Source organism: uncultured Campylobacter sp., assembly GCF_938045205.1.
Lineage (GTDB): Bacteria > Campylobacterota > Campylobacteria > Campylobacterales > Campylobacteraceae > Campylobacter_B.
In genome coordinates this window covers 21,443-44,777 of the sequence record NZ_CALIMY010000112.1, presented here as the reverse complement: position 1 = coordinate 44,777, position 23,335 = coordinate 21,443, and the positions used below count along the sequence as shown (strand labels likewise).

General features: G+C 46.3%; 18 protein-coding genes and 6 tRNA genes. 10 read left to right on the top strand and 14 right to left on the bottom strand.

Features of this window, described 5'->3' with window-relative positions; translation table 11 throughout:
* From Q0198_RS07060 to Q0198_RS07045, 4 genes are all read right to left on the bottom strand, one after another.
* Positions 1–690 (bottom strand): hypothetical protein (locus tag Q0198_RS07060; RefSeq protein WP_297896444.1); only part of this gene is annotated, 690 nt, incomplete at its 3' end.
* Between the two features lie 40 nt (positions 691–730).
* Positions 731–1,105 carry a hypothetical protein gene (locus Q0198_RS07055; RefSeq protein WP_297896442.1) on the bottom strand — a complete coding sequence of 125 codons (375 nt, stop codon included), beginning with the start codon at positions 1,103–1,105 and terminating at the stop codon, positions 731–733.
* A gap of 259 nt (positions 1,106–1,364) precedes the next feature.
* The gene (gene imm40 / locus Q0198_RS07050; RefSeq protein ID WP_297896440.1) at positions 1,365–1,733 is read right to left on the bottom strand and encodes an Imm40 family immunity protein; all 369 of its coding nucleotides are present in this window, start codon (positions 1,731–1,733) and stop codon (positions 1,365–1,367) included.
* Between the two features lie 449 nt (positions 1,734–2,182).
* Positions 2,183–2,258 (bottom strand) — tRNA-Ala (locus Q0198_RS07045).
* Positions 2,259–2,393: 135 nt separating this feature from the next.
* Between Q0198_RS07045 and Q0198_RS07040 the strand changes: the two genes are divergently transcribed.
* The 7 genes from Q0198_RS07040 (at position 2,394) to Q0198_RS07010 (ending at position 9,515) form a co-directional block, all read left to right on the top strand.
* A tRNA-Gly gene (locus Q0198_RS07040) sits at positions 2,394–2,468 on the top strand.
* Positions 2,469–2,496: 28 nt separating this feature from the next.
* A tRNA-Leu gene (locus tag Q0198_RS07035) sits at positions 2,497–2,583 on the top strand.
* A 16-nt stretch (positions 2,584–2,599) separates the two neighbouring features.
* Positions 2,600–2,673: transfer RNA gene (locus Q0198_RS07030), tRNA-Cys, on the top strand.
* A 20-nt stretch (positions 2,674–2,693) separates the two neighbouring features.
* Positions 2,694–2,849 carry a hypothetical protein gene (locus tag Q0198_RS07025; RefSeq protein WP_177387338.1) on the top strand — a complete coding sequence of 52 codons (156 nt, stop codon included), beginning with the start codon at positions 2,694–2,696 and terminating at the stop codon, positions 2,847–2,849.
* Positions 2,850–2,907: 58 nt separating this feature from the next.
* A tRNA-Ser gene (locus Q0198_RS07020) sits at positions 2,908–2,995 on the top strand.
* A 724-nt stretch (positions 2,996–3,719) separates the two neighbouring features.
* Entirely contained in the window at positions 3,720–6,461 is a 2,742-nt protein-coding gene (locus Q0198_RS07015) for an insulinase family protein (RefSeq protein WP_297896438.1), read from the top strand.
* Positions 6,462–6,788: 327 nt separating this feature from the next.
* Positions 6,789–9,515 (top strand): TonB-dependent receptor plug domain-containing protein, encoded by a 2,727-nt coding sequence (locus tag Q0198_RS07010; protein WP_297896436.1) that lies wholly within the window; start codon positions 6,789–6,791, stop codon positions 9,513–9,515.
* A gap of 290 nt (positions 9,516–9,805) precedes the next feature.
* On the opposite strand, the gene Q0198_RS07005 is transcribed toward Q0198_RS07010, so the two are convergent.
* The 10 genes from Q0198_RS07005 to Q0198_RS06960 form a co-directional block, all read right to left on the bottom strand.
* Positions 9,806–10,021 (bottom strand): hypothetical protein, encoded by a 216-nt coding sequence (locus tag Q0198_RS07005; protein ID WP_297896434.1) that lies wholly within the window; start codon positions 10,019–10,021, stop codon positions 9,806–9,808.
* A gap of 2 nt (positions 10,022–10,023) precedes the next feature.
* Positions 10,024–10,254: a hypothetical protein gene (locus Q0198_RS07000; RefSeq protein WP_297896432.1), complete on the bottom strand. Its 231-nt coding sequence runs from the start codon at positions 10,252–10,254 to the stop codon at positions 10,024–10,026.
* A gap of 516 nt (positions 10,255–10,770) precedes the next feature.
* Positions 10,771–11,460, bottom strand: a complete 690-nt coding sequence (locus tag Q0198_RS06995) for a nucleotide-binding protein (RefSeq protein WP_297896430.1) — start codon at positions 11,458–11,460, stop codon at positions 10,771–10,773.
* Positions 11,461–11,623: 163 nt separating this feature from the next.
* Positions 11,624–11,869, bottom strand: a complete 246-nt coding sequence (locus Q0198_RS06990) for a hypothetical protein (protein ID WP_297896429.1) — start codon at positions 11,867–11,869, stop codon at positions 11,624–11,626.
* A gap of 79 nt (positions 11,870–11,948) precedes the next feature.
* Entirely contained in the window at positions 11,949–12,563 is a 615-nt protein-coding gene (locus Q0198_RS06985) for a hypothetical protein (RefSeq protein WP_297896427.1), read from the bottom strand.
* Positions 12,564–12,590: 27 nt separating this feature from the next.
* Positions 12,591–13,544, bottom strand: coding sequence for a Dyp-type peroxidase (locus Q0198_RS06980; RefSeq protein WP_297896425.1), 954 nt, complete (start codon positions 13,542–13,544; stop codon positions 12,591–12,593).
* Between the two features lie 231 nt (positions 13,545–13,775).
* Positions 13,776–13,863: transfer RNA gene (locus tag Q0198_RS06975), tRNA-Ser, on the bottom strand.
* Positions 13,864–14,260: 397 nt separating this feature from the next.
* Positions 14,261–15,718, bottom strand: a complete 1,458-nt coding sequence (locus Q0198_RS06970) for a TolC family protein (RefSeq protein ID WP_297896423.1) — start codon at positions 15,716–15,718, stop codon at positions 14,261–14,263.
* Positions 15,705–18,863 (bottom strand): multidrug efflux RND transporter permease subunit, encoded by a 3,159-nt coding sequence (locus Q0198_RS06965; RefSeq protein ID WP_297896421.1) that lies wholly within the window; start codon positions 18,861–18,863, stop codon positions 15,705–15,707. Before Q0198_RS06965 ends, Q0198_RS06970 begins: the two co-directional genes overlap by 14 nt.
* A complete protein-coding gene (locus Q0198_RS06960; RefSeq protein WP_297896419.1) occupies positions 18,863–19,996 on the bottom strand; it encodes an efflux RND transporter periplasmic adaptor subunit in 1,134 nt (377 codons plus the stop codon). Before Q0198_RS06960 ends, Q0198_RS06965 begins: the two co-directional genes overlap by 1 nt.
* Before the next feature lie 173 nt (positions 19,997–20,169).
* Between Q0198_RS06960 and thiD the strand changes: the two genes are divergently transcribed.
* The 3 genes from thiD (at position 20,170) to Q0198_RS06945 (ending at position 23,322) form a co-directional block, all read left to right on the top strand.
* Entirely contained in the window at positions 20,170–21,285 is a 1,116-nt protein-coding gene (gene thiD, locus Q0198_RS06955) for a bifunctional hydroxymethylpyrimidine kinase/phosphomethylpyrimidine kinase (RefSeq protein WP_297896417.1), read from the top strand.
* Positions 21,286–21,869: 584 nt separating this feature from the next.
* Positions 21,870–23,021, top strand: a complete 1,152-nt coding sequence (locus Q0198_RS06950) for an MFS transporter (RefSeq protein ID WP_297896416.1) — start codon at positions 21,870–21,872, stop codon at positions 23,019–23,021.
* Positions 23,022–23,130: 109 nt separating this feature from the next.
* Entirely contained in the window at positions 23,131–23,322 is a 192-nt protein-coding gene (locus Q0198_RS06945) for a DUF1440 domain-containing protein (protein ID WP_297896415.1), read from the top strand.
* Positions 23,323–23,335: the final 13 nt, after the last annotated feature.

The following is a 23,335-nucleotide window of genomic DNA, read 5'->3' as shown; positions in this document are numbered from 1 at the left end:
ATCGGTAAAATTTAAAACCTCTTTTCGGTTTTGTAAATTTACATAAGTGTGCCTTATATCGCAATTACCGACAAAGGCGGCTTCCCAGTTCTTAATTAGCCAACTTGAGCTTATCGCATATTCCCGTCCTTTATTCGAGCGCATTTTATCGCTATAGCCAATAGGCGCAAATAGACCTGAATAAAACCCCTCCAGATAGGGTAGTCTCGGGCATCCTTCCGTATCGGTTGCGACGATAAATTTTATCTTTCGATCATATGGACGAAAAGCCTTGTGACACTCTATAATATCTCCATTTTTTAGATCGTCTTTGAATTCTAAAAATTTATAAGTAAATTTTGCGGGAATTTTATCATTTATCCTTTTGTATTCGGTCACAGAGCTATCGTAATAAGAAAATATGCTTATATTTCTGGATGGCTCGGTATCACATATAAAATCTAAATTCTCCAATACCCACTTTTTAGAAATCAAACCATTATTATTTTTCACATTAGCTTCCGGCGGCAATATTATGAATTCGCCTAATTTATCGCCGTTTATACGCAGCAAGTTATTCCAGTTACAAAATAAAAACCGCCTTTGATCGATCTGCAATATATCGCCCTCCGCGAAAATTTCTCTAAAATTATTAATCGAAAATTTCCTTCTACCTCTTACGGGTATTATCTTTTTATAATTTCTTTTCATGGTCTTTCTTCTGTTTTATTATTAAATCGCCGCGCACTCGCTAAATCCCTAAATGCAAAATATATAAATCATTTTTAATTGCCGAATCGATTAGTTCCAGTAGGCCGTCTAATTGCTCGATAACCGAGAATTTATTTAGCGCGCAGTTTTTATCAAAAACAATCTGCTCATCTGCGCCCAAGAAAAGCGACCTCCAACAGCATATTATATCTCTAAATTTAGCTTTATCTTCTATCCAGCTATAGCCATAGTAATTTAGACCTTTTTTCAAATTTACCTCATCGTTCCATGTGGTTTGCACCCACTCAAGAGAGTACGAAATATGAAGTATCAGATCATCGCTAATTACTACACTATGCCCTTTAGAGAAAATATTTTCTTTTGTCTTTTTGAGTAAAAATTCATGTTTAGGCATACAGCTCCTTATTGTTTTAAAATATGACTTGAATAAAACCCGCCGTAGCTATTCGCCAAATTTCATCCATGCGGCGGCGTACTTTTATGCTTCGTTATATTTGCTAAATCCTTATGAAATTTTCATTTAGACACCCGCCCAGGGCCAATGGCTGGGCAATATACAAAATCATCTCCGTTTCTAGCGCGATAATTGGTGATATATTGGATCGCCACTTCGAATGCTTTGTCGTCTTCCGCTTTGGTATCCCAGCTATTGATCATTTTTCTGTTTGTTCATTTGGCTCCTGTAGGATTGTATATGGACAAATAGTCGGGCAGTATGCAAAGTCATCTCCATTTCTAGCGCGATACTTAGTGATATATTCGATCGCCACTTCGAATGCATCGTCATCTCCCTTGTTCGTGTACCAGCCATCGCCTGTGATTATGGGCTTATTACCGCTTAAGCGATATACGTCTCCTCCGAGGATAACCATATCTTTACTTTTTGTGATTTTAAGCACCTCCATTACATCGTCGAATTTCCAAGCGATTTCATAAAAACCGAGTTCCTCTCTTAAGCGAATACCGCGCTCTAGCAGATCCTGCGGCACGATATTTACGTAATCTTCATCTATAAATGACATAATCTCTCCTTCCATTAAAATTTAATTTATTGCAAAGACTTTTCTATATCGTTTATTAGGTGATGAAGCGCTTTGAGACGACTAGAACTCGGATTATTTTGGTTCAAAATTCTAAAATATCGCTATATTTCATCGTCTTTATATAGCGCTCGTCAAAAGATGGAGGTATATATTTTTCGTTCATCTTAATGATTTTTGCGATATAGCTCTCGCTTATACCATTTTTCGTTTTTGTGCGATATATGTGCCAAAGGGCTTTTGGGCGATATTTATCGCTCTTTCTGTAAATAGGTTTTTAACTAACCTAATAACTAACTGAATTATTTTAAAACAATTATAACATAAAAAGAAACAAAAATAATTAAAATTACTAAAAGCCCTAGATATCGGTATTTAAAAGAAGTAAAAGAGATTTAAAAGAAGTGATTAAAGCTTTAAAATAGCTTAAATGGTGGAGTTAAGCGGGATCGAACCGCCGACCTCTTGAATGCCATTCAAGCGCTCTCCCAGCTGAGCTATAACCCCAATAAAGATTTTGTAATTTTACATTATTTTACTTACAAAATTTTTAAATTCAGGCGCTGTGCCAAAATTTTCTCCGCAAAGGCCGCTATAAAATGAAATTTTAAGCTTGCATTGGGTAATATTTCATTTCTTTGCGCGGGAATAGCTCAGTGGTAGAGCGCAACCTTGCCATGGTTGATGTCGCGAGTTCGACTCTCGTTTCCCGCTCCATTTTACATTCTGTTTTTGTATTAAACGTGCCCGGATGGCGGAATCGGTAGACGCAAGGGACTTAAAATCCCTCGGAATTTTTTCCGTGCCGGTTCAAGTCCGGCTCCGGGCACCACCTAATAAGCTGGCGTGGCGACATAGCCAAGTGGTAAGGCATGAGCCTGCAAAGCTTTGATCCCCGGTTCGAATCCGGGTGTCGCCTCCAGATCCTAAAAAGGAGTTATTATGAGATACATACTAGCAGCTCTTTTGGCATTGATGGTTTTTAGCGGGTGCTCTAATACTTGGCACGGCGTAAAAGAGGACTCACACAATGCGGCTCAATGGACCAAAGAAAAGGTTCACAACGGCGCCGAGTGGGTCGGAGAAAAAACCGAATAAATTCTACGCGTAGGTCCCAACCTGCGCGAACTTTCGGCGGGGTCCACCCGCCCTTAATCGGGAGATGGCTGAGCGGTCGAAAGCGGCGGTCTTGAAAACCGTTGAGGTGAAAGCCTCCTGGGGTTCGAATCCCTATCTCCCGGCCATTTTAATCTAATCTGAAATTCCCTTTTAACTTCAAAAAATTCACATTTTATTTATACTAATTTTCATTTAATGCTCTTTAGGCTAAAATTTTATCTTGCAGCAAACGGCAGTTTGCGGCGGTGCCTTTATAGATGAGAAACAGAATAGCATACGGCGAAGATGCCAAGATTGCGCGTTAGTGGCTTGTTTGATCGCTACGCGCTAAAACAGCGCGTAGCGAGAATAGGGCGATGTAAAATTAAATGTTCGTCCGTCTCGCTATGAAAGCGTGTGGGCTCTGTTGCGGAATTTGGCTATAGAATTTCAAAGCTTAGTAGCCCGCCGCGCTTGGCGTAAAATTTTAAAATTTACCGATTCGCGCTTTTTAAATTTAGCCCTGGTGCAAGTAAATTTTAAAATTTGCGTCCGCGCCGCTATGCTGTCGCGCCGCCGCGCAGATAAATATCAATGCATTTGCCGATTTGGGTGATGCGCCAAACGAGAGCAGCCGCGTGGTATGGAGTTAGAGTCGGTAAACTCGCGAAGCGGACCAAAGATCGGCGCGCGAGCATGCGGCTTAAAAGTTGGCAAATTTAAGAAATATCGCAGGCTGACGGGTCAAAGCGAATAAATCTAAAAAATAGCGCAGAATGGCGCAGACGGGCAGCTTGATAAGCCGAAAGAGAAAAGCTCGCCGAAATATCTGCGAGGCGGAATTTTACTAGAAATAAATGAAAGGCTTAAATGCGAAAAATTTTACTATTTTTACTGCTTTGTGCGGGAGCTTTTGCGCTTGATTGGGACGAAGCCGTCCTGCGAGGGGCGCTGCCAAACGGACTTAAGTACTATATTTTAGAAAATTCCGTGCCTAAAAATTCCGCCGTTTTCTATCTCATCGTGGATGCGGGCTCGATCGATGAGACCCCTAATGAGCGCGGGCTTGCGCATTTCATAGAGCATATGTCCTTTAACGGAAGTCGCGATTTTAGCAAAAACGAGCTTATCAAAAAGCTACAGAGCCTGGGCGTGAAATTCGGCGCCGACGTAAATGCGCAGACGGGCTACGACAGCACGATTTACACGCTTAACATCGCCGTTAGCGAAGAAAATTTAAAGGACGTTTTTAAAATTTTTGCTTCGATTGCGGACGGAGTGGAGTTTAATCCGCTCGAGCTCGTAAAAGAAAGAGGCGTCATAATCGAGGAGGCGCGCAGTCGCGATACGCCGATTGCGAGGCTTTACGAGCGGATGGATGAGGAGCTTTACGGCGGCAGCGCGTATTTTAATCGTGCGCCGATCGGCGATATGGCGGTCGTAAAATCCGTAAGCGCGCAGCGAATCAAGGAGCTTTATCAAAAAATTTACCAGCCCAGATCTATGAAATTTATAGCCGTGGGCGATTTTAAAAGGGACAAAATTTTAAAACTGCTAAAGCAAAATTTTTCGCCTCTTAAAAATACAAGCTCCTACGCCCGCCCGGATATGGGCATTCCGGCGAGGCAAGGTTTGAAAATTTACAATTACGATACGAACGAAACATCGCTAAATTCCGTCAAAATTTCGTTTTGGGAGGAATTCGCGCCACCAAATAGTGAGGCGAATGAGAGAAAAATTTTAAAAAGCGAGCTTATCTCAAGCCTTATTTCTACGATTTACGAGCGAGCGAAAGCTAGCGAGGGCGCGCTGTTGCGCGTTAATTTTTCCAGATCGAATTTGCAGTTTCAAAAAACGATCTATAGCTTTGACGTCGCCGTTTTGGGCGGAGATTTTGACGGCGCGATCTCGCAGGCGCTCGGGCTAATCAAAGGCTTGCGAGATAGCGGCTTTGATGCGCGCGATTTTGCCCACGCAAAGGATGCTTTGATCGGCTCGCGGCACAGCGCCTTCGAGCGCAAAAAAAGCGCGAATTCCGCGTTTTTTGCAAGAGAGATTCTTCATGCCGTAAAATCAGGGGCCGTCCTGCCTAGCGCCGCAAAACAGCGTGATTTGGACGTAAAGCTGCTGCGCGAGATCAGCCTGGAGGAGCTAAATTTAGAATTTAGGCGCCTTACGGATCTGGGCGAGGTGCACGCAAGCGTCTTTAGCGGCTCCGGATATAATCTTAATGAGGCCAAATTTAAAAAGCTGCGAAGCGGCGCTAAGGCGATAAATACGCATGCCGCGTATAACAAGCTACCGGATAGCTTGGTTTCTGAAAACCTGCCGGAGGGCAAAATTTTAAGCAAAAGCTTTGAGCCGCGATTTAAATTTTATACTTACCTGCTTGAAAATAACGCGACCGTGATCTTAAAGCCGCTTAAGACGCGCAAGGATTTCATCTCGTTCGCCGCGGTAAGCAGAGGCGGAATGTCCAATCTAGCGCACCCCGGGCTTGGCAGTTTTGCCGCGATGCTTGCAAACGAAAGCGGCGCGGGCGAGTTTAACAATTATGAAATTTCGCAAATTTTAAGCGGGCGGCAGATGAATTACCGCAAAAATATCTCCGCATTCTCGCACGGATTTTATGGAAACTGCGGCTCGCAGGATCTCAAATGGCTGCTGGAAGCGATAAACTTGGAGCTTAGCTCCCCACGCACGGACGAGAAGGCGCTGCAAAATTTAAAGATAAAATCGCTCGACGAGCTTGCGCGGAACGAGAAGCTGCCCGGGTATAAATTTAGCAGGGAATTTGGCGAGTTTTTCTACGGCGGCAATGCGCGAATGCGCCCTCTAAGCGCCGCGCAGATCAAAGCGCTCAACGCGGAGGAGCTAAAAAAGATCGTCTATGATAAATTTAGCAACGTCGCGTCCTACACCTTCGTGCTTAGCGGCGATTTTGAATTAAAAGACGCCGAAGAGCTAATAAAAAAGTATCTGGCGAGCTTGCCTGCTCGCGGCGAGCGCGAGGATTTTAAAGACGACGGAATTCGCAGCTTAAGCGGACGGCACGTTTTTGTGCGCAACTATCAGAACTCCCCTAGAAGCGACGTCGCACTTACCGCGATAAACAGATCCGCTCCGTACTCGCTTGAAAATGCAATTAAAATTTCAGCCCTGGCTTCGGTGCTTCAGGAAGCCCTTAGAGAGCGTATCAGGGAGGATGAGGGGCGCACCTACGGCTTTTCGGTCGCTTCGAGCCTAAGCCGTATCCCCTACGAGCACTCGAGCCTTCATATTTCGTTTTCCTGCGCGCCGCAAAATACGGATCAAATTTTATCCGCAATCAGGGAAATTTTTGCAGAAATCGCAGGCGGCGGATCGGACGTAGCGCGGTATCTTGAAAATTTTAAAAAATCTCAGATAATCACGGCTCGCATCGCTCGCGAAAGCCCCGAGTTTTGGAACGATGCGCTCGTAAAATACGCGCTTTGGAATGAGGAGATCGCCGATTTTAAGACCTTTGAAACGATCGTAAATTCCATCTCGCCGAAGGATATCGCGGAGGCGGCACAGACCTATATTTTTGATACCGATGAAACCGTGAGGATAAACGCGCCGAAATTTTAACCGGCTCGGCGCATCTAAATTTTGCTCGTTAAATTTATTCGGCGCGTTTAAATTAACGGCGCTTGCACGGCAAATTTCGGCTTCGTAAATTTTGCGGTTTAAAAATGAACTCAAGAATAAAGCTCAATTAAGCCCATCTGTACCGTGCGTAGATTTTAGATAAATTTTATTTTGAAATAGATTTATCTCGCCGATATATCGCTATTTTGTTACATTTTTTCTATTGATTGCATAAGTCGTATAATTGTTATCACTTTTATTGAAATTTAAAATATTATTGGCTAAATTTCCACAGTTTTAATTTTTATTTTCAAAAAAGGAGAAAAGATGATTGTCGGTTTTTGGGCCTGTAAGCCATGTAAAAGCGGCGCAGGCCGCAATTATTCCGCTTCCGTAAAAGGCGAGAAATCCACTCAAAATCGCTGCGGGGGGGGGCTTGCACGCTCCTTAATAGTCGCGGCGTGTCTTTGCGGCCTAGGCGCCGCGCAGGATTCGTCTGAAAATAACGCAACAAGAAGCGTTGCTACCAAAGAAAACACAAGTGCGCAGAGCTCGGCTGCGACGACAAATAGTTATAAATTCCCCGAAATAGTAGTCGTCGGCAACATCGACTCGAGCCTTACGAGCGTCGGCGATAGCTACGGCGGTACGCAAAAAATTAGCAGGACGATGATCGAGTCGATGCCTAGCGGTAACGGCGATTTCGTGCAGCTTTTGCGTACCAATCCAAACGTGCAATTCAGCTCCACAAACCGCCAGAGCACGACGCTGGGCGAGATCAGCCCCGCAAACATCAGTATCAACGGCGCGAAGTATTGGCAAAACAACTTTATGCTTGACGGCGCGAATATGAATAACGATCTCGATCCCGCTAGAAATCCTGGCGGCAATCCTACGCGTTTTTCGGCGTTTGATACGATGAATTCCGTCTCGCAAGGTATGGCGATCGATAGCGATTTTTTACGGAGCGTCGAGGTGCACGATAGCGGCGTCTCCGCCAAATACGGCGGATTTACCGGCGGTGTGGTGGAGGCTAAGACGCGAGATCCGCGCGCTGGCTTTCACGGCAAGTTTTCGATGCAGCACACCGAGGATAGCTGGACTAGATACCATATCTACGGCGATGAACAGAGCTTTGAAAACTCCGCTACTCCGCTAAATCAGCCGAGATTCGATAAGTGGATCACTAGGTTAAATTTAGAGGGCACCGTTACCGAGGATTTGGGCTTGATGTTCGGCTACACCAACACTAGAAGTAAAATTCCGCTCAAGGCCTACGACAGAAGATACAACGCAGATACGACCATCACCGAGCGAGTTCAGAGGCGAAATATAGACAACTATTTCCTAAAAGCGCTTTGGTATGCAAGCGACCGCTTAACTATCACGCCGAGCGTAACCTACGCGCCCGAGCGAAACAAGATGTTTAACGACCACGTCAAGGATTCATACGCCGATATGAAATCGGGCGGTTTAAATTTAGCGCTTAAAACCGACTACGATGGCGATTTTGCTAGATTTAATCAAATTTTATCCTATAGCAAGCTGGAGAGTTCGCGCGATGCCGAGAATGAATATTACAGGGCTTGGCAATACTCAAACGTAAAGAATTGGGGCAGTAAAATTTTATCTGCTTCGGCGATAGAGGGTGGCTTTGGGGATCTCGATCAGACTCAAAAGAGCTTTTCATACAACGCGGATCTGGAGTTTAATGAATTTGATCTCGGCGGCAGCAAGCATAGATTTATCACAGGCTTTGAGTTTAAAAAGCAAGAGGCTAAATTTAATGTAAAAAAAGAGTTTATGACCGCTGGCGGAATAGCACCGCTACCTGCGGGTGTAAATGCTTGCGATCCGAATGACGAGCTCTGCTCGATAGACGATTCTTTTGCGAGGCGTGGTAGAAGCGGCCAGTTTTTTACGCGAAAAAGCTATTACAAGGGCAATACTAAGGTAGATATGAAGAGCTTGGCGGTTTATCTAGAGGATGAGATAAAAATCGGTGATCTTACCTTGCGACCGGGCGTAAGATTAAATAGGGACGATTATATGAAGCAAACGACTGCGGCGCCGAGATTTAACAGCTACTACGATATTTTTGGCGACGGCGATTCGATTCTTAGCTTCGGTGCAAACCGCTACTACGGACGCAATCTCTTTACCTACAAATTAAGAGAGGGGCGAGAGGGACTCGCCACTACCTACACGCGCCCGCGCAATGCCTATACGCAAAACTGGACGCAACTGCCAAAAGACCCGTCTCTAACTAAATTTAACGAGCTAAGGGTGCCTTATGAGGATGAGCTGGTATTTGGGGCAAAACAAAAGCTTGGAAATTTCGAGTTTTTCGGCAAATACGTAAGCCGCAAGGGCAGGGATCAGATCATCAAATCCACGCGAAGAAATCTAGGCCTGACGCCGGATCCGAACTACCAAAGCAACTACCAGACCTTCACCAACGACGGCAGAAGCGAGAGTAAAATTTTAACCTTCGGCGTTAAAACGATCGATGATTATGAGGCCTTCGGTACGCTAAATGGCTTTGAGCTGGGCTTTGAGCACATCAAGATGAAAACGAACAACACCCTTTATGACATATCGCTTGATAGAGAAACGCTCGAAGATGAAAAGATCGTCGAATACGACGGCAGGCTGATGAGGCTATCGGAGCTTCCGGCGCAGGACTATGCTAGGCCTTGGACTGCGAGCCTAAACATCATCACGAAAATTCCAAGCTACGGTATCAGCGTGAATAACTTCCTCTCGTTTAAAGGCTCGCAAGAAGCGATCGCTCGCACCGGCAGGACGCCTGCGGGCAAGTATCCTGCCAGATACGATAAATACGAAAAGGTAAATCTCGGCAAAAGCTACAGCTGGGATGCGCGCATCGGATATGCTAAAAAGATGGCGGGCGAGGTGGAATTTTTTACGAATTTAGACATCTACAACGTCCTAAATAAGCGCAACAAAGCAAGACTTAGCAGCGATACCTCTCTCGATCTGGTCTATGAGGCGGGCAGGCAGTTTTGGCTGGAAGCGGGCATTCGGTGGTAGCGAAAGTTAAATTTGCGGAGCTTTTGAAATTCCAGGGCTCCGCAAAGTTTCGTGAAATTTTTTAAAATTTGCGGCGTTTTGCGAAGTTTCAAATTTCACGCCATGCTCCTTAAAATTTCGTACCGCGCTGTAAAATTTTTAGCGTGCGCATCGTATGATTTAACGTGCACGCCGTAAAATTTTAACGTATGCGAAATTATAAAATTTACGCACAAATTTAACTTGCAACTAATTTAAGGAGCCGAAACGGCTTTTTAAATTTTAACGCCGATATCGCTTAATAGGCTCTTTCATTGAAATATCACAAACTGCTTTTGAAATTTTGACGGGCTGATCTGCCGCTCTTTTAGCATGTAGCGGCAAACCCTTTCAAAATCCGCCGCGCTCATCATAAAACTGATAAATTCGCCCTTGCCGTCATAGATGATCAAAGTATTGATCGCACGAAAGCTAAATTTCCCATCCGTGATCTTTGAAAAAATCAGTTTAGAGGTGAAAAACGGCAAAATCAATGCCCCACGCTCATAATAAAAATTATAAATCCTCTAAGGCTTTGTAAAAATCCGGCAAACGCGATGCCTATCACGATGAACGAAAATACAATGCCTGCGGAATTTCTAGCCGGCACGATATGTCCGAATAGCGGTGTGGCGGTGAGCTTTATGAGCGATATCTCATCAAATTTTATAGATTTCGTGATTTTGCCTTTATTGACGTAGTTGATGCTCCTGTTCGTCAAATGAACAAAGCGCGTATGGGCGCTGTTGAGATAAGACACAACGGCGAATACTACAGGAACAAACGGCGTATAGTATGGGAAATATCCCCTATATACAGAAACACCGGTACCGCCAAGGGAGCGAAGAATAGATTATAAATAAAGAATACTATTATGTTGTAGTCTTTTACGACGAGGGGGTTATTGTCAAATTGCGGCGGATTTAGGCGCTCGGCGCCGTTTTGTTCGGGCTGCTGCGACCTCTGCGATCCATCTTTTAAATTTCGCATTAAATTTACCTCGTTGCGCAGCATTCTTATTGGCTATTACAAATTTTATTTCGCTTTGGCTAATTTAGGCAGAAAAACTAACTATTTATTAGGTTCGATGTGGTTAGCGCGTATTGGTATTTAATATTACGCGCTTTTGCATATCGTGACCGTGCGCATTACTTCACCTTTTATCATCAGTACTTCTATTTTGGCGTAGCCAAGAAGGGATCTATGCGGGCGTGGTAATAGTAAATTTATACTATACCTATTGACAAAGTTCAAGTGCTTTGCTCTCATCAATATTAAAACCGCATTTTTTAAGTCTTTCTACTAGTTTGGGTATTGTTTCTTTAACGTGTTCATTGAAGTCTATATAAAATACGCCATTTATATCAGATGGGTATTCCAAATTCCCTTTTTTTAGAATTATAGTCTTATCTCTGCCTAATTTTGACATTACCATACCCATTTCTAAAATTACATTTTGTCTAGCCCTATATCCAAGTTTTTCGTTTAAATTATCTTTATGTTTTTCGAAATCTTTAACCGAAATTGCCATATCGTCAGGAGTTAATAAAACTATTCCTGCATGTATTTTTGAAATACCTTGCTCCAAAGCTTCTATTATAGTCATTCCAGAATTATTTGTAACTTTGCTAGAAGCTATATTTAGCTTCTCAAGAACTCTCTCTAGTTGCTCCCTAGAATTCTGATCGTGTCCATAAACTATAAAAAGTTGCTTTTTTGAGTTATCTACGAAATCCTTATCAAGTAATTCACTAATCTCTTGTTTTATTTTTTCTTTTACTATTGTATCTTTACATTGAACCTGATGGTTTCCGTTTGTATATATTGTTATTGTAGCTCCTTCTTTTTTGGCTACAAAATTATTATTTCCGCCTTGCTCAAAATTTGCATAATTCTTTAATTTGTCTAGCACTTCATCTTGTGTCATTGCTTTCTCCTTATATATTTATATCTTGAGATATTCAATTACTATATTGTTAATTTTTAAAAGAAATAATATTGCAGGACATTATACCTCAAAATATACTAAAGTTACTCTTCGTTGAGAATCTTATATTAATTTTTTATATGCATTAATATCACGAGCCGTTTTATTCCGCCAAAAACCCGAAGCGCTCGATCATATCCAAAAGCATATCGGCTCTGCAAATTTCATCGTCTAGCAGATCGTCGTATTGATCTTGTAGTCGCTCGGCGTCTTGCGCTACGGGCCCCAGATACTCCCTAGCCTGCGCGAAATCCCCTTTCATCACGAAGTATTCGCCTAAGATCACGCGAGCTTGCATCTTGCTAACCTCGTCGCCGTCGCCCTCAAGTGCTGCTTTTAGGCTCTGCACGCCGCCCTCCTCAAGCCCCCGCGAGAGCTGCGTTACCTTCTGTAAAGCTTCGCATCCATTTTCGCTCCTTAGCTAAATTTCATTTGAAATAATAGAACAAATTTCCGCCGTACTCAAGATCCACGGACTCCTTGCTGTCAAAATAGAGCTTAAATTTCATGTGGCTCAGGTATTTGGCGTCTTGCGCTTTCTCTACCAAATTTCTTATCAGCCGCTCTATCTTTCCGCCACCTTCGCGGCGCGCCGCGTCCTGCCTCGTGAAATAAAAAACTACGGGCGCGTCGGACACCGCTGCGATATACCAAATTTTAAGCGGCGCTAAAAGCTCGTTTCGGTTTCGCAGCAGCTCCTCTACCGCGCCTTGGATCAGATCGGTGCGGATCTGCGACTCGAAGGACTCAATCGAGATATAAAAATTCTTAAGTCCGTTTAGCTTCGCGTAAAGCGGCGTGCGGGCGAGATAGCGCTCGATGCACTTTTTATCGGTGATTTTTGCGGCGTCTTTATCGAAGCGAAGCACGATCTTAAGCCACGCCGAGTTCTTGCCCGCGCCGTAAAACGCGCTGATCGCTCGAGTTTTAAATTTAGCGTCTATGAACTCTATCAGGCCCCTGACGTTTTCACTATTTTTGACTTTGCCCTCTATGATCTCTTTGCAGCGCCTGCTCTGATACGGGCTTAGGTTGCAAAACATCGCGCGCCTTTAAATTTAAAGCTAAATTTACTCTGCGCTATAAGCCTGCAGCATATCGAAGGTCGGAGCGAAAAAGAGCGCGCCCGTCTTTGCGACGCTGAAATCTAGCAGGCGGTCGTAGTTGCCTCGTGGGCGGCCGACAAACATACTCTCAAGCATCAGTTCCAGCGTGCTAAAGGTGCTTGCGTAGGCGATGAAGTAGGTTCCCGTCTCGCCGTCTTGCATAAACGGCATATTGTCGCGCACGACCTTTTTATCGTCGCCGACGTTGGCTGCGGCGGAGTGCGAGTTGCTAGGTTTTGTCTCCTCGCTCATTTCGATGTCGTTTTGTTTGCTGCGCCCGATGACGCGCTCCTGTTCGGCGACGCCCGCGGCGTTCCATGCGCTCATATCGTGGATATATTTCTGCACGAAAAGGTAGCTGCCGCCCTTGTACGCCGCATCCTCGTCGCCTACCTTGGCGAAAAAGTCGCGATCTGCGCCTTGCGGATTTTCGGTGCCGTCCACAAAGCCGATGATAGCGCGCCCGTCGTAGTATTTAAAGCCGCAGATCTCCTCCTCGCACGTCGCGACATCCTTTAGCGCGGCTCTGATCTCGCTTGCCATATCGTAGCAAACGGCCTGATTCCCTGCTCTGATGTGGATATGAATATCGCCGCCGGTAGCGGGCGCAGTGTGCTTGTCACCTCTAATCTCTTCGAAATTTTTCAGCTCCTTCGGCAAAGGCTTAGGCAGGTCTAGCATTTTCCATGCCTCAAAGCCCACGCCGAGCACACAGCTTGTTTCGCTAGCCGCGCCGAATCTCGTAACGGCGGTTTTGTTTAAATTTATCACCAGAGCGCAAAGGCCCTCGAAAGTCTTTTTGCAGGCGGCTTTGTCTGCGTTAAAACGCCAGATCATAAATACGGTGTTGTTGCCGGGCGCGTCGGTTACGTTTTGGGATTTGACATGCGCACAGGCGCAACTTTTTTCTTCACTCATTTTTCTCTCCTTCAAAGTAAAATTTAAAAGGAATTTTAGCGCAATATCGGTAAACGGCGGGCGCAGAGATAGAATTTAGGCGGTTTTCGTGTTTGATTTTTGGCAGAGGAAATTTTATCTTTGATCGTTAAATTTGCGACGGCGATGGAATTTTGGCTTTAAATTTATAAAATTTGCGCCGAGTTGAAAAGCGAAATTTCATAGCTTTACGGGGATGAAATTTTAAGACAGTGGCAGATGGGAAGGGATTCGAACCCTCGAAAGCTTGCACTTTACACGCGTTCCAGGCGTGCTCCTTCAACCGCTCGGACACCCATCTAAATTAAAAGTCGCGATTATAGCGAAAATCTAAAATTTTGCCAAATTCCGTTTCGGCGCGCAATCCGTTTTGCCTTTAAATTTAAAACGCAGCGTTTGGAATTTTATCGCGCTGCTTGTAATTTCGCCGTGCTGCCTAGAAATTTCGCCGCGTGCCTAAAATTCTACCGCGCCACTAAGCCAAGCCGCTTTGCGCTTCCTAGCCGAACGGCGATTTTACCTTGCTACGGATATTTTAAAATTTAGATTATCTTTGAAATTTGGATTTGTCGCCCGCCGCAGGGCTAAATTTAAAAAGCGCAAGCAGATTTTTTAACGATCCGCTTGCGCCGTAAAAGCCGAGCTGCGCTTTAAATTTACGGGTATTTTAAAATTTCGCGCCGCCCGTAAATTTAAAGCTAATTAAAAATTCTATCCTTCGGGAAAGCGGACATATCGGGCAGCACGTCCTTCTCCGCGCCGATAAGCGCCTTTATTTCGCTATCTTCTATGCTAAAGCCGCCGCCGAGCGCCTTGTAGGCGTTTACCGTCGCGCTTAGCACGTCAAGATCTGCCTGCACTTTATTTAGCTGCGCGCTAAGCAGGTTTCGCTGTGAATCCAAAAACTCCAGATGGTCGCTGTAGCCCGCCTGATACCTGCTTGAGGCGTTTGAATAAATTTTGCTCTGCGAAGCGACGAGATCGGCGAGGCTTGCCTGCCTTAGTTTGGCGTTTTGCACGCCTACAAGCGCGTCGCGAACGTCTCCGAAAGCGGTTTTAAGCGCCTTGTCGTATGCGATGAAGCTCGCGTTTTGCTCTAAATTCGCAAGCTCTACGCGCCTTTTTTGGCGGCCGAAGTCAAGTAGCGGTCCTACGAGCGAGCCGCCTATATTCCACGTGCTTGCGCTTGCTGTAAACAGCCTGTCAAACTCGCCGCTTGCGTATCCCGCCGAGCCCGTAAGCGAGAAGGTAGGGAAGTAGCCCGCCTTGGCGACGCCTACTAAGAAGTTGCTCGAGCGCAGATTTTCGAGCGAGCTTGCGACGTCCGGGCGGTGCAAGATCACGTCGCTTGGGATTCCGCTTGGAATCTGCGGAGCGCTAGGCATTTTCGCGGCGGTCTGCGGCGTGCCGCGTAAAATTTCATCGTAGCTCTTGCCAGTTAGGATATTTAGCGAGGTTTGCGCCGCAGAGAGCTGATTTTGCACGCTTATCAGGCTTGCCTCGGCGCTTTGGACCGCGGCTTTGGCCTGATAAAATACGATCTCGCTAACCGCGCCCGCATCGAGCTGCTTTTTGCGGTAGTTTTGCGTATCTTGATAGCTTTTTAGGCTGTCTTTTAAAATTTTCTCCTGCTGCTTTAGTGCTAGTAGCGTAAAATAGGTCGTCGCAACCGTGCTAGTAATCGTATTTTTGGCGGTTTCGTAGTCGTATTTCGTAGCGTTAAATTTCGCCTGCGCTGAATCTACGCTGTTGCGCACGCGCCCCCAAAAATCGACCTCGTAGCTTAGCACGGCGCCGATCTGATACGAACCGTGGGAGTTGCGATCGGGTTGGTTGCCGAAATTATTTTGACGCACCGCGCTGCCGCTTAAATTTACGTTCGGCAGATATTCGAGCTTGTTCAGCCCTAAATTTACCCGCGCATACTCGACGTTATTCAATGCGGTTTGCAGGTCGGAATTTTGCTCCAGCGCGCTTTGGATAAGGGCGTTTAGCTGCGGATCGTTAAAGCTTTTCCACCACTGCGTGCTAACATTCGTGCTCGCGTAATCCGCCTTAAAGTCGGTCTGCTTTTGCGGCGTAACGGGCTTGAAGTTGCAACCGCAGAGTAAAATTCCAAGCGTCAAGGCGCTTAAAAGAGCATTATTTATTTTCATCGTTCACCTCGTTAGTTTGGACTTTTTTACCGCGTCTATCAAGCCAAGCGTTGAAGCTTTCGAGCAGGTAGAAAAACAGCGGCACGAAAAAGATCGCGATCGTAGATGCCGCGAGCATTCCGCCTACTACGCCGGTTCCCAGCGCGTGGCGGCTAGCAGCGCCAGCGCCGGTGGCGATAACCATCGGAAGCACGCCAAGACCGAACGCAAGGCTCGTCATCACGATAGGGCGGAACCTCATCTTGGCGGCTTCTATGGCGGCATCGGCGATAGAGCGATGATTATTTAGGTGCTCGTTCATCGCAAATTCTACGATCAAAATCGCGTTTTTCGCCGCCAGACCGATTAGAAGCAAAAGTCCGATCTGAAAATATATGTCATTATTCAGCCCGCGGAAATATGTAAATACGAGCGCTCCGAATACCGAAAACGGCACGGCGGTAAGTACGGCAAGCGGCATGAGCCACCTTTCGTATTGAGCCGCCAGGATCAAAAACACGAAGATCATTCCAAATACAAACGCCTGCGAGCCTTTGCCGGTCTCGCTGACCTCTTGATACGCGGAGCCCGCCCAGCCGATAGAATATCCGCTAGGAAGCTCCTCTTTTATAACCTCTTGGATCGCTGCAATCGCCTGACCCGAGGTATAACCCGTATTTGGCTCGCCCATAATTTGCGCAGCCGGGAAGGCGTTAAATCTATTAACGGAATCAGGACCCAGCGAGCGCTCAAGTCTCATTAAAGAATTTAACGGTATCAGATCGCCACTAGCGCTGCGGACGTAGAGCGATTTTAGATCGTTAGGATCGTCTCTGTAGTCTTGCGTAGCGCGGATATAGACCTTGAACGTGCGCCCCATAAGGTTAAAGTCGTTGATATAATACTGCCCGATGGTGGAATTTAGCACGGTGAAAATGTCGGCTATCTTAACGCCTAGCATTTTTACCTTCTCTTTATCTATATAGAGCTTATACTGCGGGAAATCGGTATCCAGTGTCGTTCGAACGAGCTTTAAAGCGGGGTGTTGATTGGCTTTGGCAGTTACGCGATCCATATCGGCGCGAATTTCATCGTAGCTTTTGCCCGTCGTGCTTTGCGCGTAGAGCTCAAATCCACCCGTAAGCGAAAGACCCATAATAGGCGGCGGCGTGACGACGTAGGTCATCGAGTTGCGATCGGCGCCGTAGAGCTGCCCGTTTAGCGCGGCAGCTAAGGCGAAGTTGGAATTTTCATCGCCCGGGCGATCTTTCCAGTCTTTTAGCTTCATAAAAAAAGCTCCCGCATTTTCTCTAAGCGCTCCGGCTAGCATATCGTATCCCGTGATTTGGGTTATATCTTTTACGTTTGGATACTTTTTAGCGATGCTTGCGATGAAATCCTGATCGGCTTCCGTCCTAGGTAGAGTAGATGCAGACGGAAGCGTAGTCATCGCCACAATCGAGCCTTTGTCCTCGTTAGGCACTAGGCCGCTAGGAGTGAGCACAAGAAGCTTCACCATCGCATAGATGATGATGCCTACAAAAACGAGGCTGATTAGTACGTGGCGAAGAACCATACCGACGCCTGCGGCGTAAATTTTAGTTGAGATGCTAAAAAGATTATTAAACCATCTTATAAAGAAAAAAGGCTCAGATTCCTTTTTTTGCAAGATTAGAGCGCAAAGTGCGGGTGTTAGTGTAAGGGCTACGAAGCCTGAAAAACATACCGAGGCTACGAGCGTTAATGCAAATTGCCTCTGCATAACCCCGGTAAAGCCCTCCATAAACGCAACCGGCACGAAAACCGCCGAAAGCACGAGCACGATGGAGATTACGGGCGCTACGATCTCGCCCATCGCTTTCGTGGTAGCTTCTTTGACGCTAAGATCCGGCTCCTCGTGCAAAATTCTCTCCACGTTTTCGATTACTATGATCGCGTCGTCCACGACGATGCCGATAGCTAAAATAAGCGCAAAAAGGGTAATTAAATTTATAGAAAATCCGAAGGCGTAAATTCCGATAAACGCTCCGCAGATCGATACAGGCGCAGCAAGCGTCGGAATGATCGTCGCTCTAAGATTGCCTAAGAACATATACATAACGATGATGACGAGGATTAGCGCTTCAATGAAAGTATGAATGACCTCTTCGATCGAGACTTTTACGAAGCTCGTCGTATCGTAGGCGACGTCGTAGGTCAGCTCGCCTGGGAAATTTGGTTTAAGCTCGTCTATGCGCTTATTTACCGCTTCAACTACGGCTAGGGCGTTGGCACCGCTTTGCATAAAGATAAGCACAGGCACCATCTCTTTACCGTTAAATTTCGCCGAGATATTGTAGCTTGCGCCGCCAAGTTTGACCTCGGCGACATCTTTTACGCGCAAGAAATTCCCATCTTTTTGCGCGCGTATGATGATATTTTCAAACTCTTCGACGGTTTTTAAACGACCCTCAGGCTTGATCGCATAGACGTAGGGATTGCCTAAGTTCATCGGCTGCTCGCCCATCTTACCCGCGGCGTATTGGCTGTTTTGCTCGCTTATTGCGGCGATTATCTCGGCGGTCGTAACGTTAAATTTCTTAAGCAGCTCAGGCTTAACCCAGATCCTCATCGCATAATCTTTCGTGCCCAGCGCCTGAGCCTCTCCGACGCCTGGCACACGCTTTAGCTCATCTACGACGTTGATAGCTACGTAGTTTTGCATCTCTACGACATCCATCTGCTCGCTAGGATCGTAAAACGCAAGCACTTCCAGCATCGTGCTGCTACGCTCGGTAACGGTTACGCCATAGCGGCGCACTTCGTCGGGAAGTAGCGTAAGAGCTGGCGTGACGCGGTTGTTTACATTGACTTTCGCATCTGCTGGATTTGTGCCGATTTGAAAATATACGTTGATACGAACGTCGCCGGAGGAGCTTGCTGAGCTTTCCATATAGATCATATTTTCAACGCCATTGATTGCGTTTTCAAGAGGGGCTGCGACGACGTCGGCGATCGTCTGCGCATCCGCGCCGCTATACGTAGCGCTTACGACGATTTGCGGCGGCGTGAGTTGCGGATACTCCTCGACGGAGGAATTTTTAAGAGCCAAAACGCCCGCGATTACGATTATGATCGAAACGACGCAGGCAAAAACGGGACGGTTGATGAAAAATTTAGAAAACATTATTTCCCGCTTTCCGCATTGCTCTGAGACGGTTGCTCGTTAGGCTGCCCCGCTACGTAAGGATCGGTGCTTGCTGGTACGGGAGTGACCTTGGAGCCCACGTTGATCTTTTTAAAATTATCCAAAATGATCTGATCGCCGTCTTGCAGTCCGCTTGAGATCGTCGCCGTGCGGGTATCTTGCGCTGCGATTTTGACCACCTTTTTAGCGACCTTGCCGTCTTGCACGACGTAGACTATGGTGTTGCTAAGATCCTGTTTGAGCGCAACTTGCGGAATTTTAAAGCCGTTTTTCTGATAAAAGCCATCGACGCTTATTTTGGTAAAAACCCCCGGGCGAATTTCCAAGCTTGGATTTGGAATTTGAGCTTTGGCGCTGACTGACGCTGTGTTTGTATTGATGACGCTATCGATGAAGCTTAGCGTGCCATTGTAGTCCTTGCCGCCGAGATTTATGCTTACCTGACGTCCCAGCTGCTTCCACTGCCCGTTTCTTAAATTTGCATCAAGTTCCAGTCTATCGACGTCTGCGATGCCGAATTCCACGTCGATCGGATCAAATTTGCTAAGACGCACCAGATCCTCGCCCACGTTTACGTATGCGCCTACGTCTTTTTGCGTATCGCCCGCCATGCCGTCAAAAGGCGCGGTCACGAGCGAGTGATCAAGATCGATCTTGGCGCTTTTAAAATTTGCTTCGGCTACCATAAATGCGGCTTTTGCGGTGTCGAAGTCCTTTTGAGAGATCGTGTTGCTAGCTTTTAGCGCTTTAGCTCTTTTGTAGTCCGCCGAGGCGTTTTGCAGATTAGCGTTTGCGCTGTCAAACGCCGCTTGGTAGCGCGAGCGGTCGATCTCGTAGAGCACGTCGCCTTTTTTGACGCTGTGGCCAGGCTCGAAAAGCTGCTTTTCGATGGTGCCCGAAACCTGCGGCTTCAGCATTATCTCAAGCTCACTCACGGTCTGTCCGTTAAATTTCAAAATTATTGGCACGTCGGCGGATTTGGCGATAAATACACCTACCGGCAGCGCGGGGGTCTCGCCGCCTTGCTTCGCGCCGCTTTCCTTCTTTTTTTCGAAATAGGAGCAGCCCGAAACTAAAAACGCTGCGAAAATCAAACTGGCGACTTTTTTCATGTAAATTCCTCTATTTGGGTTAAAATTTTGTATTTGTAATAGTTATTACGAATAAATTATAAATTATAATAAAAACTATATAAATAAAACTTAAATTTAGCCCGTAAAATAATATATCTGGGGAATTATAGCGGAATTTCGATATAATCGCGCTAAAATTTTAAAGGCTTTTTATGAGAAAAATTCTTACTATTGCGGGTTCTGATAGCGGCGGCGGTGCCGGCATCCAGGCCGATATCAAGACGATTAGCGCGCACAAGATGTTTGCAATGAGCGCTATTACGGCGCTTACGGCGCAAAATTCGCGCGGCGTATTCGGCGTGCTGGACGTTTCACCAGATTTTGTGGAGGCGCAGCTAGATGCGATTTTTAGCGACATCTTTCCGGACGCCGTTAAAATCGGAATGATCTCCAATAAGGGGGTTGCCGAGGCCATCGCAAAGAGCCTGAGCAAGCACGGCGCGAAAAACGTCGTCTTAGATCCCGTGATGGTCGCCACCAGTGGCGGAGTTTTGATGAAACAAAGCGCGCTGCATGCGCTAAAATACAAGCTCGCCCCCGCCGCGGATATCATCACGCCCAACGTGCGCGAAGCCGAGGTCTTGGCGGAGATAAAAATTTCAAGTTTAGCCGACATGCGCGCCGCTGCGGTTAAAATTTCGCAGTTTTTCGGCGGCGCGATTTTGATAAAAGGTGGCGATCTGACGGCTGCGAGCGCGTCTTGCATTGCGGCGGAAGCGGGCGCAGCTAAAATGAATGCGGCGCGAAATTTTAATGCTTCGCAGCGCGAGACAGGCGAAAATGGCGCATGCGAAAATTTCGCCGGTTCGACTAAGAGCGCAAATTCTGCGGATGAAAATTTTACCAGCGAAGACGGAAATTTAACGGCGGGTGCGGAGCCTTCTTTTGGGCAAAATTTATCCGCAGCGCCTTTAGATGCAGGTTTTGAATCAAATAGTGAGGACGCGGATTTGAGAAATTTAGCAGTCGATATTTTGTATGAAAACGGCAAATTTTACGAGTTTTCCGCGCTGAAAATTGCTACGCGTAACACCCACGGCACGGGCTGCACGCTCTCAAGCGCGATCGCATGCGCGCTGGCAGCGGGGCTTAGCCTGCCCGCAGCTGTTTCCCATGCCAAGGGCTTCGTGCGCAGGGCGCTTGGCTGGGGTGAGCAGATAGGGCACGGATGCGGCGCGATAGATCATTATTTTACGGTACGCGATCCCTTCAGCGCGGACTTTGGCAGATCTTGCGCGAATGAAATCAAAATCATCGCCCCGGATTAAAATTTCAAGCGCTCGCCTAGATCCCTGCATTCGTAAAATTTCAAAGCTCCGCTGCTATTAAATTTAACCTAGCGGCACGAGATCGTCCGAATGGCTTGTCGCGACTTGTGATAAACGGCGGGATTGCGCGGCTAAAAAGCGTGCGCTACGGGGATATGCGTACTTAAAATTTTAGTTGATTTTTAGGCATCATAATCCGCGTAGAATTTTAAAGAATTTTTGAATTTTATTGTAGGGTTCGCGTTGCAAGTTAGGGCTTTCCTTATTTGCCTTATGCTATAGCCCTGCTTCGTGGCATTGTTAAATTTGCGTTATTTCTTATAGGTCTTTATACGCGAAAAAAGTGGATTATAAATATAAGCTAGTCATGCACTCACTGCTCACGTTACTACCTGCCTTCGCCCCTTCAAGGTAGATGCATCATTGTATGCCGACCATTGCGCTATACTTGCCGCAGCATTGCGACACCGCTGCGAATTCGCGATCCATTCCTTTCGTCTCATATTTGCTGAGTTCGCTAAAATTCCAAATTTTCTAGCAAAAGAGTTATAATGGCTAAAATTACGTAAATTTAGGAATTTAAAATGCGCTGCAAAAAAGGACTACTACTCTTAATCATCGCCTCAGGGACAATCTCTGCCGCAGATAACTGGATCGCATCGCTACTGCTACCTAGCATCGCAGATACGTTTGGGGTGCAGGTAAGCGCCGCCTCCGCAGTTTTGACGGCATATCTGATCCCCTATGGCTTACTTCAGCCGGTTTACGGACATCTTAGCGATCGCTACGGCAGAGGTAAAATTTTAATCTCGCTAATGCTCTTTTTGGCGATATTTACGCTTCTTTGTTCCACTGCAAAAAGTTTAGCGTGGCTTGTTTTATTTCGCTTTTGCACGGGATGCGCGGCAGCGGGTATAATCGCTGTCTGCCTCGGCGTTATAGGCGATGCATATGACGAGAAGGATAGACAAAAAATCGTAGCGATATTTCTGGGTTCGGTATTTTTAGGGCAGGGGCTGAGTGCGGCTTTAGGCGGATGGGCAGTGGCTAGATTTTCTTGGAGGGAGATATTTTTAGCCTTTTCTGCGCTGTCTGCAGTATCTTTCGTATCACTATTTACGCTAAATTTCAAAGACGCTCCGAAAAGCGGAGGCGAAAGTTTCGTAAAATCCCTAGCTAGCTTGCGCGGCGATGCTACGCTTTTGAGAAGCTATTTTTTGGCTTTATGTAATGGCGTAATCGTGCTTGGGGCGTACTCATTCATAGGCGCTTATCTACTTAAAAAGCTAGGCTTGAGTTCAAATTTCGCCGGAGTCTGCCTTATGCTTTACGGCGTCGCTTGCTTTTTGGCAGGAAACGCTGCTAGATATTTAAAAGAGAAGTTGCCGCCAAAAGAAATTCTATCCCTCGGCTTTTTGGCGTCCGCTTCGGCGCTGTGCCTTTTGGCGAGTTGCTTCGCTGCCACTGCATATGTAGGGACGTTTTTGCTGGGATTTGGCTATGTTTGTGCGCAGTCGGTCCTAGCAAGCGCAGCGCTTCGTTGCGGCTCCGCCAAAGGTCTATCCTCTGGGATCATAGGCACGGCGATATTTTTCGGAGGTGGTATCGGTACTGCCGTAGGTGGCAAGGCGCTTGAATATTTAAGCTACCAAGGGCTATTTTGCGGCTTTGCTGCGTTAGCCGCCGCGCTGCTGATTTTTTACCGTGCAAGCTTTAAGGGCACGCGTGAAATTTAATGCTCCGCAACAATAGCAAAATTTAAAATTAAGCACACTTCGCTACCGAAAAATTTCCTAAAATTACGCTATTTCAGGGCGTCGCATTGGCATCGTCGTAAATATCGCAGTGCATTGCATCACGCTGCCGCTTTTAGGACTTACACCACCGATTTTTCAGCTTCCGTGGTATGAACACGTTTCGGAATTTTTCGGGCACGCGGTTTGGTTTTGGGCGATCGAAGTATTTCGTCGCGATCCACGAAACCGCTTAACCGACGAGCCAGATTCTGCGGATCGCCCAAGTGCTTCGTCCCTTTAATTAAAATTTGAAA

Coding starts and splice junctions, on each gene's coding strand:
- Q0198_RS07055 (WP_297896442.1), bottom strand. CDS start 1,105: ATGCCTAAACATGAATTTTTACTCAAAAAGACAAAAGAAAATATTTTC.
- imm40 (WP_297896440.1), bottom strand. CDS start 1,733: ATGTCATTTATAGATGAAGATTACGTAAATATCGTGCCGCAGGATCTG.
- Q0198_RS07025 (WP_177387338.1), top strand. CDS start 2,694: ATGAGATACATACTAGCAGCTCTTTTGGCATTGATGGTTTTTAGCGGG.
- Q0198_RS07015 (WP_297896438.1), top strand. CDS start 3,720: ATGCGAAAAATTTTACTATTTTTACTGCTTTGTGCGGGAGCTTTTGCG.
- Q0198_RS07010 (WP_297896436.1), top strand. CDS start 6,789: ATGATTGTCGGTTTTTGGGCCTGTAAGCCATGTAAAAGCGGCGCAGGC.
- Q0198_RS06995 (WP_297896430.1), bottom strand. CDS start 11,460: ATGACACAAGATGAAGTGCTAGACAAATTAAAGAATTATGCAAATTTT.
- Q0198_RS06985 (WP_297896427.1), bottom strand. CDS start 12,563: ATGTTTTGCAACCTAAGCCCGTATCAGAGCAGGCGCTGCAAAGAGATC.
- Q0198_RS06980 (WP_297896425.1), bottom strand. CDS start 13,544: ATGAGTGAAGAAAAAAGTTGCGCCTGTGCGCATGTCAAATCCCAAAAC.
- Q0198_RS06970 (WP_297896423.1), bottom strand. CDS start 15,718: ATGAAAATAAATAATGCTCTTTTAAGCGCCTTGACGCTTGGAATTTTA.
- Q0198_RS06965 (WP_297896421.1), bottom strand. CDS start 18,863: ATGTTTTCTAAATTTTTCATCAACCGTCCCGTTTTTGCCTGCGTCGTT.
- Q0198_RS06960 (WP_297896419.1), bottom strand. CDS start 19,996: ATGAAAAAAGTCGCCAGTTTGATTTTCGCAGCGTTTTTAGTTTCGGGC.
- thiD (WP_297896417.1), top strand. CDS start 20,170: ATGAGAAAAATTCTTACTATTGCGGGTTCTGATAGCGGCGGCGGTGCC.
- Q0198_RS06950 (WP_297896416.1), top strand. CDS start 21,870: ATGCGCTGCAAAAAAGGACTACTACTCTTAATCATCGCCTCAGGGACA.